The sequence below is a fragment of the Pseudomonas sp. S2_F07 genome (genome assembly GCF_054668325.1).
On the sequence record NZ_CP162758.1, the window covers coordinates 1,700,014 to 1,713,013 of the forward strand.

General features: G+C 57.4%; 10 protein-coding genes and 3 tRNA genes. 2 read left to right on the top strand and 11 right to left on the bottom strand.

What is annotated here, in order from left to right:
• Positions 1–54: 54 nt before the first annotated feature.
• Together AB4O40_RS07620 and AB4O40_RS07625 are read left to right on the top strand one after the other, a co-directional pair.
• A complete protein-coding gene (locus AB4O40_RS07620) occupies positions 55–1,185 on the top strand; it encodes a nitrilase-related carbon-nitrogen hydrolase (RefSeq protein ID WP_409078858.1) in 1,131 nt (376 codons plus the stop codon).
• Positions 1,186–1,188: 3 nt separating this feature from the next.
• The gene (locus AB4O40_RS07625) at positions 1,189–2,229 is read left to right on the top strand and encodes an AraC family transcriptional regulator (protein WP_056722325.1); all 1,041 of its coding nucleotides are present in this window, start codon (positions 1,189–1,191) and stop codon (positions 2,227–2,229) included.
• 3 nt (positions 2,230–2,232) lie between these two features.
• Here AB4O40_RS07625 and AB4O40_RS07630 read toward each other — a convergent pair whose 3' ends face one another.
• From AB4O40_RS07630 to AB4O40_RS07680, 11 genes are all read right to left on the bottom strand, one after another.
• A complete protein-coding gene (locus AB4O40_RS07630; protein ID WP_156385718.1) occupies positions 2,233–2,505 on the bottom strand; it encodes a hypothetical protein in 273 nt (90 codons plus the stop codon).
• Between the two features lie 55 nt (positions 2,506–2,560).
• A complete protein-coding gene (locus tag AB4O40_RS07635; protein ID WP_056722327.1) occupies positions 2,561–3,400 on the bottom strand; it encodes a DUF2242 domain-containing protein in 840 nt (279 codons plus the stop codon).
• Between the two features lie 203 nt (positions 3,401–3,603).
• Complete coding sequence (locus AB4O40_RS07640; RefSeq protein ID WP_460055171.1) at positions 3,604–5,475, bottom strand: SurA N-terminal domain-containing protein; 1,872 nt, start codon at positions 5,473–5,475, stop codon at positions 3,604–3,606.
• A gap of 234 nt (positions 5,476–5,709) precedes the next feature.
• Positions 5,710–5,982, bottom strand: coding sequence for an HU family DNA-binding protein (locus AB4O40_RS07645; RefSeq protein ID WP_002552737.1), 273 nt, complete (start codon positions 5,980–5,982; stop codon positions 5,710–5,712).
• A gap of 149 nt (positions 5,983–6,131) precedes the next feature.
• Entirely contained in the window at positions 6,132–8,528 is a 2,397-nt protein-coding gene (gene lon / locus AB4O40_RS07650; RefSeq protein ID WP_056722330.1) for an endopeptidase La, read from the bottom strand.
• Between the two features lie 252 nt (positions 8,529–8,780).
• A complete protein-coding gene (clpX, locus tag AB4O40_RS07655) occupies positions 8,781–10,064 on the bottom strand; it encodes an ATP-dependent Clp protease ATP-binding subunit ClpX (RefSeq protein ID WP_008048848.1) in 1,284 nt (427 codons plus the stop codon).
• A gap of 111 nt (positions 10,065–10,175) precedes the next feature.
• The gene (clpP, locus tag AB4O40_RS07660) at positions 10,176–10,811 is read right to left on the bottom strand and encodes an ATP-dependent Clp endopeptidase proteolytic subunit ClpP (RefSeq protein ID WP_015094302.1); all 636 of its coding nucleotides are present in this window, start codon (positions 10,809–10,811) and stop codon (positions 10,176–10,178) included.
• 93 nt (positions 10,812–10,904) lie between these two features.
• The gene (gene tig / locus AB4O40_RS07665; RefSeq protein WP_056722332.1) at positions 10,905–12,215 is read right to left on the bottom strand and encodes a trigger factor; all 1,311 of its coding nucleotides are present in this window, start codon (positions 12,213–12,215) and stop codon (positions 10,905–10,907) included.
• Between the two features lie 386 nt (positions 12,216–12,601).
• Positions 12,602–12,677, bottom strand: a tRNA-His gene (locus AB4O40_RS07670).
• A 78-nt stretch (positions 12,678–12,755) separates the two neighbouring features.
• Positions 12,756–12,840 (bottom strand) — tRNA-Leu (locus AB4O40_RS07675).
• Positions 12,841–12,896: 56 nt separating this feature from the next.
• Positions 12,897–12,972: transfer RNA gene (locus tag AB4O40_RS07680), tRNA-His, on the bottom strand.
• Positions 12,973–13,000 lie beyond the last annotated feature (28 nt).

The following is a 13,000-nucleotide window of genomic DNA, read 5'->3' on the forward strand; positions in this document are numbered from 1 at the left end:
ATCCAGCTCCAAATCAAAAGCCACGCCAGGCTCCAGGCTGTAAACTGTCTCCCCATGCGCAAACTTTTGTACCTGACATTTTCCATGGCGTTGCTCGCCGCCCTCACGACCTACGCGATGTGGGCCGCAGACCGGCCGGTGGGTCATTACCTTTCGGACCTGCGGATCAGCCTCGCTGTCGACCAGGGCACGCCTGCGGACCGTGGCAACCTGTTGGGCATCCAGCCCGAACTGTTTCCTACCGACTACCAAAGTCCCGAGCGTTTGCACCGCAAGCTCGCAGCCTATCTGCAGGCAGCCCGGGACCAGGGTTTGCTGAACGGCAAGACCGTCGTCGTGTTGCCGGAGCACGTCGGTACCTGGCTGATGGTCAGCGGTGAAAAGGATGAGCTGTATCAGGCCAGCACCCTCAAAGAGGCCATGAACTGGCTGGCGGTAAGCAATCCCCTGAAGTTCGCCAAGGCGTTGATCAGCGCCGAGGGCGGCAACCGTCTGGACGATGCCCACCTGCGCATGAAAGCCAAGGCAATGGCCAGGGACTACCAGACATTGTTCGGAGGCCTGGCCAGGGAGTTCCACGTGACACTGGTCGCGGGCTCCATCGTGCTGCCCGAACCGAGCATCATCGACGGCACCTTGAGAATCGGCCGCGGCGCGCTGTACAACAGCAGCGTGGTGTTCAACAGCGAAGGCCTGCCGATCGGCCAGCCCCAGCGCCAGATACACCCGTTCTTCGCAGAACAGAACGGGATCAAGGCGAACGGCGAGCACTCGCTCAACGTCGTTGATACCCCCGCAGGAAGGCTGGGCGTATTGATCGGCCACGACAGCTGGTACCCGGAAAACTACCTCAAGCTCAACGACCAAAGCGTACAGCTGGTTGCGGTACCGGCCTTTGTTTCCGGCCGTGGCACTTGGGATCAACCGTGGCGCGGCTACAGGGGTTCGTCGGCGCCGGCGTCGGTCGGCTTGAAACCTGGAGAAGTCAGTGAAGGCCAGGCCTGGCAGCGCCTGACCCTCACGACCCGGATGCCGGCCAGTCAGGCCGTCGCTGGCATGAGCGTGTTCCTTCGGGGTCAGTTCTGGGACCAGGGCAGCGCCGGGCATAGTTTCCTCAGCAGCAACGGCCAGCACTTTGCCGATGGCAACGCCCATGGTGCGCGCTTGCTGAACCTCTGGTTGTAGGCCATGAATCCACAGCCGATGCGCCTCGGCGATCTGTCGGTGGGCTTTGTACATAGCCTGGCCGATGCCGTACGCAGTCACGGTGTCGATCCACAGCCACTGCTCGATCAATACGGTCTAGATGCCGCGCGCCTCAGCGAAGCCGGCGCCCGGCTGTCGATACCGCGCTACATGCGCCTGGGCCACAGTGCCATTCAACTGACCGACAATCCGGCCCTTGGCCTGCGCATGGGTCAGCTCAGTCGCCTGAGCCAGGCCGGCCTCGCTGGCGTCACCGCGGCCCAGGCACCGACGGTACGAGAAGCCGCGCGCTGCCTGATTCGATTCGAAGCCTTGTACGGCTCCAATTATCGCGGTCAATCAAGCTTTCACGAAGACGCCCGGGGCGCCTGGCTGCGGTTCTACTCGATCAGCCCCTATAACGCCTACAACCGCTTTGTGGTGGATTCGATCATCGCCGGCTGGTTACAGCAATTGTCCAGTGTCAGCCCTGCCCCGCTGCGTGCCGAACGTATCGAGATCGAATTCGAGGAGCCCGGCTACCGCCAGGCCTATGACGTGTTGGGCGACTGTCCGATCCAGTTTGGCGGCGAACGCAATCAACTGCGCTTGAGCCTGGCCAGTCTCGCCCAGCGCAACCCCGAGCACTGCCCGAGCACCTGGCGACATTTGCTGCAACTGTGTGAGCGGGAACTGGAACAACTGACACGCACCCGCAGCCTGCGTGAACGCATCATCGCGCTGCTGGGACCCTTGCTCAATGGTGGCCGGGAGCCCGACCTGCAGGAGGTGGCGGCACGCCTGAAGCTGCCCACCTGGACCTTGCGCCGCAAGCTCGCCGATGAAGGCACGCAGTTTCGTGCAATTCTCAACGACACCCGCCGCGACCTGGCCATGACTTACATACGCGACACCGAACTGGCGTTCGGAGAGATCGCCTACCTGCTGGGCTTTGCCTCAGCCGAAGCGTTTCAACGCGCATTCAAACGCTGGAACGGGCAGACACCCGGCGAATTTCGCCGCAGCCATCGCCAATCCGCTTGATGCCTACAACTCGGTAGCGTCTTCCGCCGGCTCCAGTGGGTCAAGTTCAAAAGCCTGGTACTCGAGCAGCTCTTCTTGATAATCGTCCATATTTGAATTCCCCAACCGTCTGAATAAATAACCAATTCCCTGAGCATAATGCGCCCGCATGAAAGAAAAATGACGCGGGCACGACACTCTGTCGCTACTCAATAAAACGTAGCAGCTGGTCAGGAATTTATCATCGGTTTTTTCGCGCAAGGCCGCAGAACAGCGGACCTTGTTGATGAGGGTCAATCTTTGCGCCCGCTACGGGATCGTTACTCGCTGGCCGATCCCGTAACGCGATCGATCACTGGCCAGAGACAGGAATCGCCTGAATCGGCTCGCTCGGCGGTGGTATGTCCGTCGGGTTAGTCGGTGGCGTGATGGTTTCTGCCGAAGGCGCCGGCTCGGCGTTCTGAACCGGGGTAATCGGCGCCGCTTCAGGAGGCGGGGCAACCGGCTCGGAGGCCGCTGGAACCGCTTCTACGGGTGCGGGCGCAGCAGGTTCTACAGCAGGAGTCACTGCCGGGGCCGGTGCCAGCGGTGCCGGTGCTGCCTTGGCTTCAGGCATTCCCAGGTCCGTTTTCGGCTTTTCGGGGATGTGCGCGGCCTTTTTCGCTTCCGGCGGCAGGAACAACTCGACCAGTGCGAAGAAACGCTCGTAGAACTTGGCGGACGATACGGTTTCGCTGGCGACCTTGACCATCGAGTCATCTGAGGAGCCGATCGGCATCGATACCGAGCCCAACACACCCACACCGAGACTGGCGGAGTTGTTGGTCTTCTTCAGCGCATAACGATCCTGCAGGGCATTGGCGAATATGGTCGCGTGGTGCCCTTCGCTGCCGTCATCGGCACAGACCACACTGAAGCTGATCTCCATGTGATTCTCGCCGGTCTGCTGGAAACTCTTGTGACCGCTGACCAGCTTCGGATCATTGCTGGTGATGATGTAACCCTGGCTGAGCAAGGCGCGACGGGCGGCTTCACAGCTCTGGGTATCGCTGACCGGATAGTTTCGGGAAAAGGTACCGGAGTCGTCGAAATTCTCATGCTCATAGATGGCGGCCTTGTTCGATGAACAACCAGCCGCGGTGGCAAACACGGCTGCCAGCCCGACAACCCGCATGGGAAGTGATTTAAACATTGAACATCCTGAGGAAAACGGTTCGGGGCGTATTGTGCAACAGATCGATGCTTAGCGGAGCATCGATCTTGTCTTAAAACGGTTACAGGCTGATTGACCCCGGTTTTGCGCAAAAGTCACCGCGGCAAATGACGTACGGCCAAACAAAAAGACCCCGGCCTTTCGGCCGGGGTCTCATGTACCGCGTTAAACCTGGTCAGGCATCAGTAACGCTTGATCTCCGCCTGGGTTTCCAGCTGCTTGCGGTAAGCCGCGAAGTCTTGCTGGCCGATGCGGGAAGCGAGGTAGCGACGATACTGTGCTTTCTCTTCTTCGGTCGGTGCCGCGGCTTCGTTCACGCCATTGAGGCGCACGATCATCAGGCTGCCATCAGCCAGCGTCACGCTGGTGAAGGTCGGTTTATCCTTGGCCGCAGGCTTCGCCATGCGAAACAGCGCTTGCAGCACCGCAGGGTCGATCCCTTCCTGGGCACGAGTCGCCGCGTCGGTGACTTTCCAGGACTGGCCGTCGATCACCCGATCCAGCGGGGTCGTGCCGTCGCGCAGGCTGGCAATCAGGGCGTCAGCCTTGGTCTTGGCATCGGCGCTGGCGTGCTCCTTGGCCAATTGCACACGGATCGCGGCAGAGACGCTTTCCAGCGGCAATTGCGAAGGCTTCAGGTGCTCCTTGGCACGCAACACGACCACGGTTTCAGGATCCAGCTCGATGGCGGTGCTGTTCGCCCCCTCATCCAGGACTTCCGGGCTGAACGCAGCCGTGATCACCGCACGGTTGGCCGTAATACCCTCACCACCTTCCCGGCCGAACGGCTTGGACGTGTGGACGGTCAGTTTCAAGTCCTGCGCCGGCTGAGCCAGATCAGACGCTTCGAACGAGGCATCCTCCAGCTGCTTGGTCGCCTCGACAAAACGCTGTTCGACCTGCTGGGCCTTCAATTCGCGGGTCAGCTTGTCTTTCAGGCTGGCGAATGTCGGTACCTCAGGCGCTTCCACGCCCAACAGTTTGATCAGGTGGAAACCGAAATCGGTGCGAACCGGCGCGGAAACCTGATCCTTGGTCAACGAATACAGGGCTTTTTCGAACGCAGGGTCGTAGACGCCAGGACCGGCATAACCCAGATCACCGCCGTTGTTCGCCGAACCAGGATCCTGGGAGAATTCCTTGGCCAGCGCCTCGAATTTCTCACCCTTGGCCAGACGGGCCTGGATCTCTTCGATCTTCGCCTTGGCTTGCGCCTCGGTGGTCTTGTCGTTCACTTCAATCAGAATGTGCGCCGCCTGGCGTTGCTCGGACAGGTTCGCGATTTCTTTCTGATAAGCCGCCTGCAGGTCTTCGTCATTGACGCTGACCTGATCGAAGAAGGAAGCCTTCTTCAATTCGAGGTAATCGATGACCACCTGATCCGGCGTCATGAATTCCTTGGCGTGTTCGTCGTAATAGGCCTTGACCTCATCGTCGGTCAGCTTCACCGCCGCCGGGTCGACCTTGATGTTCAGGGAGGCGAAATCGCGGGTCTGTTTTTCCAGACGGGCAAACGCCAGCACCTGTGCATCGGTCACGAAACCGCTACCGGCCAGACCGGCACGCAACTGACCAATCAGCATTTCCTGAGCCATCAGCTGGCGGAATTGCATGCGGGTGTAGCCGAGTTGGCGAATCACCTGGTCGAAACGCTCGGAGCTGAACTTGCCATCCACCTGAAAGTCAGGCGTTTGCAGGATGACCTGATCCAGAGCCGCTTCGGAAAAAGCGAATTTCGAGTTTTCTGCGCCTTGCAGCAGCAGTTTGCGATCGATCAGGCCTTTGAGAGCCGACTCGCGCAGCATTTTTTCATCGAGCAAGGAAGCATCGAAATCCTTGCCCAGTTGTTGCATGAGCTGACGGCGTTGCATATCGACCGCCTGGCTCAGCTCGTTCTGGCTGATTTCTTCGCCATTGACCTTCGCCGCTTCATTCTTGTTCGTCGTGGCCTGAAAAATGGCGTCGAAACCGGTCAAAGCCATCAGTGCAACGATGACCCCGATAATAGTCTTGGCAATCCAGCCTTGTGAATTGTCCCTGATATTCTGCAGCATGCGTCCCCCAGAAACGGTTGAACTTCAAAAATTAGGCAACCGTGGAGCGTGGGTAGAATCCGAATAGAAGAAAGGCGCATCCGAGGATGCGCCTTCTCGTAACTGGCGGAGCGGATCGAGGGGCTCGAACTGGCGACCCTCGGTGTCTTGAACCGGCGACCTGCAGTCAGGACTGCCGCTCCGCTGCCAAGTCAGGCATGACCTGACCCGGATGGGTAAAAACCTGAATCGAACTTAGTTGACAGCTTCTTTCAGTGCTTTACCGGCTTTGAAACCTGGTTTTTTGGCTGCTGCGATTTCCAGCGTCTTACCGGTCTGTGGGTTACGACCAATGCGAGCTGGGCGATCAGTTACGGAGAAGGTACCGAAACCAACCAGAACAACAGAGTCGCCAGCCTTGAGAGCGCCAGTGACGGATTCGATTACAGCGTCCAGCGCACGGCCAGCAGCAGCTTTCGGGATATCAGCGGATGCAGCGATAGCATCAATCAGTTCCGACTTGTTCACTCTAAGTCCCCTTATATCTATTTGAGTATGATTCTAAGTTTTTTTGGTGAAAGCAAAAACGAGTGCTGAATGGCCTACAGACACTTAAGAGCCGCTTTATAACAAGGGCTCTAAAAAGCTGTCAAGAAAGCCCCCCAGGCAAATACGTACTAATGCGTGCTAATTCTTTCCTTAGAATCTGCGTCGCGTTTCTCATCCTTCGCGACTATCTCCGGAGCCACATCCGGCAAGGGCTCCGGCGCGTATTGCAGCGCAATTTGCAGGACCTCGTCAATCCATTTAACCGGTTTAATCTGTAGATCCTGCTTGATATTGTCCGGAATCTCTTTGAGATCGCGCACATTCTCTTCAGGAATGATCACGGTCTTGATTCCGCCACGATGGGCAGCCAGCAGTTTCTCTTTCAAGCCGCCGATGGCCAATACCTGGCCACGCAAGGTGATTTCGCCGGTCATGGCGACATCCGCGCGTACCGGAATGCCGGTCAATGCCGATACCAGGGCCGTGCACATGCCTACACCGGCGCTAGGGCCGTCCTTGGGGGTCGCCCCTTCCGGCATATGGATGTGCGTGTCACGCTTCTCATGGAAGTCCAGGGGGATCCCCAGACTCTTCGCCCGACTGCGAACAACGGTCAAGGCCGCGGTGATCGATTCGACCATCACGTCACCCAGGGAACCGGTCTTGATCAACTGGCCCTTGCCCGGCACGACGGCCGCTTCGATGGTAAGCAGTTCGCCACCCACCTGAGTCCACGCCAGCCCGGTCACCTGACCGATCTGATCCTGCTGTTCGGCCAGGCCATAGCGGAATTTGCGCACGCCCAGGAAGTGCTCCAGCATGTCTGCGGTGACCTTCACCGAAAAGCGTTTTTCCAGCGCATGCTCCTTGACCGCCTTGCGGCAGACCTTGGCAATCTGGCGCTCCAGCCCACGCACACCGGCTTCACGGGTGTAGTAGCGGATGATGTCGCGGATCGCTTCCGCGTCAAACTCCAGCTCGCCTTTCTTCAGGCCGTTGGCCGTAATCTGCTTCGGCGAAAGGTATTTGACGGCGATGTTGATCTTCTCGTCTTCGGTGTAGCCCGGCAGACGGATCACTTCCATCCGGTCCAGCAACGCTGGCGGGATGTTCATCGAGTTCGAGGTGCACAGGAACATCACATCGGACAGGTCGTAATCGACTTCCAGATAGTGATCGTTGAAGTTGTGGTTCTGCTCAGGATCGAGCACTTCCAGCAACGCCGATGCCGGATCGCCACGCATGTCGCTGCCCATCTTGTCGATTTCGTCGAGCAGGAACAGCGGGTTGCGGACACCCACCTTTGTCATCTTTTGAATCAATCTTCCTGGCATCGAACCAATGTAAGTACGGCGATGACCACGAATTTCCGCTTCATCACGCACGCCACCGAGGGCCATGCGCACGAATTTGCGGTTGGTGGCGTGAGCGATCGACTCCGCCAGGGATGTTTTACCCACACCTGGAGGACCGACCAGGCACAACACCGGACCACGGATTTTCTTCACGCGCTTTTGCACGGCGAGGTATTCGAGGATGCGTTCCTTGACCTCTTCCAGGCCATAGTGGTCGGCGTCCAGAATGTCTTCTGCACGCGCCAGGTCCAGGCGCACCTTGCTCTGGGCCTTCCACGGCACTTGAACCAGCCAATCGATGTACGAACGCACCACGGTCGCTTCCGCGGACATCGGCGACATCTGCTTGAGCTTGTTCAGCTCGGCCGTTGCCTTGGCCAGCGCATCTTTCGGCAGGCCGGCGGCGTCGATACGCTTTTTCAGCTCTTCGACTTCGTTGTGACCTTCGTCGCTGTCGCCGAGCTCTTTCTGAATGGCCTTCATCTGCTCATTCAGGTAGTACTCACGCTGACTGCGCTCCATTTGTTTTTTGACGCGGCCACGAATGCGTTTTTCGACTTGCAGCAGATCGATCTCGGCATCCAGCAGCGCCAGGACGTGCTCGACCCGGGCCGACAAGTCGATGATTTCGAGGATTTCCTGCTTCTGTTCGATCTTCAGGGCCATGTGCGCGGCCATGGTGTCTACCAGGCGACCCGGTTCATCGATGCTGTTGAGCGACGACAGGACTTCAGCCGGGACTTTCTTGCCCAACTGCACATATTGCTCGAACTGGGACAGCAGGCTGCGAACGAACACTTCCGACTCGCGTTCCGGCGCTTCAACTTCGTCGATCAGGGAGACTTCGGCACGGCAGTGGCCATCCACTTCGCTGAAGCGCTCGACAGCGCCCCGTTGCTCACCTTCGACCAGAACCTTGACCGTTCCGTCAGGCAGCTTCAGCAACTGCAGAACAGTGGCAATCGTACCCACGCGGTACAGGGCATCTTCACCGGGATCGTCGTCAGCCGGGTTTCTCTGGGCCAGCAGAAGAATCTGCTTGTCACCCGTCATCGCAGCCTCGAGGGCTTCGATGGATTTCTCGCGCCCCACGAACAGCGGGATAACCATGTGCGGATAAACCACGACATCACGCAATGGCAGGAGAGGCAATTCGATGGTTGTCTTCATGATTTCGCCTCTACGGCGGCCGTAAGGCCGTAAACAGATGGAAGTAAGCTTGAAACCAAGATGGGGGCTGCTTTGGAAAAAAACAAGCGGATAAAAGTACGACTTAAAAGATTGCAACCGATGGCAGCGTTTGTGATGGTCCGGACACACCCGGAAAATCAGATTGGCTGTCAGTTCGCCTTCGCTGGCAGGCCAGCTTCCACAAAAGCAAAGGGGCCCGAAGGCCCCTTCTTTATTCAAGCTGCGTGACACTTAAGCGTCTGGCGCGGCCTTGGCGGTCGGCTCACTGTTCTCGTAGATATACAGTGGCTTGGACTTGCCCTCTATCACGCTTTCATCGATCACTACTTTGCTCACCTCGGACTGCGAGGGGATTTCATACATAGTGTCGAGCAATACACCTTCGAGAATCGAACGCAGGCCACGGGCACCGGTTTTACGCTCCAGGGCACGCTTGGCGACCGATTTCAGAGCGTCGGTCCGGAATTCCAGATCCACGCCTTCCATCTCGAACAGCTTGGCATACTGCTTGGTCAGGGCATTTTTCGGCTCGGTGAGGATCTGCATCAGTGCAGCCTCGTCAAGCTCGTCGAGCGTGGCAAGTACCGGCAGACGACCGACGAATTCCGGGATCAGACCGAACTTGACCAGATCGTCAGGCTCGACTTCACGCAGGGATTCACCGACTTTCTTGCCTTCTTCCTTGCTGCGCACTTCTGCGTTGAAACCGATGCCACCCTTGGTGGAACGGTTTTGAATGACCTTCTCAAGACCCGAGAACGCGCCACCGCAGATGAACAGGATGTTACGGGTGTCGACCTGCAGGAATTCCTGCTGCGGATGCTTGCGACCACCTTGCGGTGGAACGGAAGCGACCGTGCCTTCGATCAACTTGAGCAGGGCCTGCTGCACGCCTTCACCGGAAACGTCCCGGGTGATCGACGGGTTGTCAGACTTGCGCGAAATCTTGTCGATTTCATCGATGTAGACAATGCCCATCTGGGCCTTTTCCACGTCGTAATCGCACTTCTGCAACAGCTTCTGAATGATGTTCTCGACATCTTCACCCACATAACCCGCCTCGGTGAGGGTGGTTGCGTCGGCGATGGTGAACGGAACGTTCAGCAAGCGGGCCAGGGTTTCGGCAAGCAGGGTCTTACCCGAGCCTGTCGGGCCGATCAGCAGGATGTTGCTCTTGCCGAGTTCGACGTCGTCATTTTTTTTGTCACGCTGGTTCAGGCGCTTGTAGTGGTTGTACACCGCTACGGCCAGAACCTTTTTCGCACGCTCCTGACCAATCACATACTGATCAAGGATGCCGCTGATTTCTTTAGGCGAAGGCAATTTATGCGCACTGCTTTCGGCCTGTGCTTCCTGCACCTCCTCGCGGATGATGTCATTGCACAGGTCGACGCACTCGTCGCAGATAAAGACCGAGGGGCCGGCAATCAATTTGCGTACTTCATGCTGGCTTTTGCCACAGAAGGAGCAATAGAGCAGCTTGCCGTTGTCCTCGCCGTTGCGGGTGTCAGTCATTCGTTCGATCCAAATCCGATAGGCTTGCAACACAAGATGAAGGCTATTGCGGGCTTTTTCAAGCCCGCAGGTGTCGGACCCGCCGACCAACCTTATTTTGAGCTGCTTATTTTAAGCAGGACGCTGGCTGATCACTTCATCGATCAAACCGTACTCACGCGCGGCGTCTGCACTCATGAAGTTGTCGCGGTTGGTATCGCGCTCGATTTCTTCGAGAGTGCGCCCGCTGTGCTTGGCCATCAGCGTGTTGAGACGCTCGCGAATGAAGAGGATTTCCTTGGCATGGATTTCGATATCCGAGGCCTGGCCCTGGAAACCGCCCAGTGGCTGGTGAATCATCACACGCGAGTTCGGCAGGCAGTAACGCTTGCCTTGTGCACCGGCCGTCAGCAGGAACGCGCCCATGCTGCACGCCTGACCGATACAGGTGGTCGACACGTTGGGTTTGATGAACTGCATGGTGTCGTAGATCGACATGCCTGCAGTCACCGAACCGCCCGGGGAGTTGATATAGAGATGGATGTCCTTGTCCGGGTTTTCCGCTTCAAGGAACAGCAATTGCGCACAGATCAGGTTGGCCATGTAGTCCTCTACCGGACCAACCAGAAAGATCACCCGCTCCTTGAGGAGACGCGAGTAGATGTCGTAGGCGCGCTCGCCACGAGCGGACTGCTCGACAACCATCGGGACCAGGCCGCCTGCGGCCTGGATATCAGAGTTCTGCTGAATATACGAATTACGGAACATGCTCTGCAGTCACTCCCAAATAGTTATGTCTTGAATACGCATAAGCCAGCTCGAAGGCTGGCTTATGGTGTTTGCTTCTTATCGCAAAAGTGATCAGTCGGCTTGTGGTGCTTCTACCGGCTTGACCGCTTCTTCGTAAGAGACCGATTTGTCGGTCACGCTAGCTTTCTGCAGAACAGTATCCACAACTTGCTCTTCCAGCACAACCGAGCGAACTTCGTTCAGTTGCTGGTCGTTCTTGTAGTACCAGGACACAACTTGCTCAGGCTCCTGGTAGGCCGAAGCCATTTCCTGAATCATCTCGCGAACGCGGGTTTCGTCAGGCTTGAGGTCGAATTGCTTGACCACTTCAGCCACGATCAGACCCAGCACTACGCGGCGCTTGGCTTGCTCTTCGAACAGTTCGGCCGGCAGTTGGTCAGGCTTGATGTTGCCGCCGAACTGCTGAACAGCCTGCACGCGCAGACGGTCAACTTCGTTGGACAGCAGGGCCTTTGGCACTTCGATCGGGTTGGTGGCCAGCAGACCGTCCATTACCTGGTTCTTGACCTTGGATTTGATCGCCTGACGCAGCTCACGCTCCATGTTCTTGCGAACTTCGGCGCGGAAGCCTTCCAGACCGGTTTCCTTGATGCCGAATTGAGCGAAGAATTCTTCGGTCAGTTCTGGCAGTTTTGGCTCGGAAACGGTGTTGACGGTCACGGTGAACTCGGCGGCTTTGCCAGCCAGGTCCAGGTTCTGATAGTCCTCTGGGAAAGTCAGGCTCAGAACGCGTTCTTCACCGGCTTTTGCGCCAACCAGGCCATCTTCGAAACCAGGGATCATGCGGCCGGAACCCAGAACCAGCTGGGTACCTTTGGCGGAACCGCCGGCGAACACTTCACCGTCGACCTTGCCGACGAAATCGATGTTCAACTGGTCTTCGTTCTGGGCAGCACGAGCGGCCACTTCGAAACGGGTGTTCTGCTTGCGCAGGATGTCCAGCATCTTGTCCAGATCGGCGTCAGTCACGTCAGCGCTCAGGCGCTCTACGGTGATACCTTCGAAACCGGCAACGGTGAACTCAGGGAACACTTCGAATACGGCTACGTATTCCAGGTCCTTGCCCGCTTCCAGGGATTTTGGCTCGATCGAAGGCTGACCAGCCGGGTTCAGCTTCTGCTCAACCACAGCTTCGTAGAAGGAAGACTGGATCACGTCGCCTACAGCTTCCTGGCGAGCGTCAGCACCGAAACGGCGCTTGATTTCGCTCATTGGCACTTTGCCTGGACGGAAGCCAGCAATCTTGGCCTTTTGGGCGGTCTGCTGCAGACGCTTGTTGACCTGGCTCTCGATGCGCTCAGCCGGCACGGTGACGCTCATGCGGCGCTCAAGAGCAGTAGTATTTTCAACAGAAACTTGCATGGATATTCCTCGTTGCACAGACGTTAGCCGGCCGTTTCCGACCCCAGAATCAAGGGCATGCATTCTAGTGGGTCAAACTCAAGAAGTCACCCTACTGAAAACGGGTAAAAACGCAGCAGGCAATTTATAGGTGCGAATGCACGAATGCACCTCGCCCCGATGGCAAATACAACCAATCACGCCAGGGCTCTGCGCCAACCTTTCCCTATATAGAGAAGGCAGCCAATCATCTCCCTGACAGCCGATCTCGCAAGCAAGGCCGGCGGGCAGGACTGCATCATCGAGAAACATAAATACGACGAAACACCCTGCCCCTGCGACCCGGAACCTGCGGCCACTGAAACAAAAAAGGCGCCAGACTTTTCAATCTGGCGCCTTTCGAAATATGGGGTGGACGATGGGGATCGAACCCACGACAACGGGAGTCACAATCCCGTGCTCTACCAACTGAGCTACGCCCACCATATTGCCTGTTAAAGAAGCCAAACAAACTTCTTTATCAAGCTCCAGCCAGGCCAAATGCCTGAGTGAAGCTTTAATTGGTGCGGATGAAGAGACTCGAACTCTTACGCCTCGCGGCGCTGGAACCTAAATCCAGTGTGTCTACCAATTCCACCACATCCGCGGGTGAAGCTTTTAAAGCAAAGGCGCCAGACTGTTAATCTGGCGCCTTTCGAAATATGGGGTGGACGATGGGGATCGAACCCACGACAACGGGAGTCACAATCCCGTGCTCTACCAACTGAGCTACGCCCACCATATCGCGTTACTTGTGCCAAAGCTGC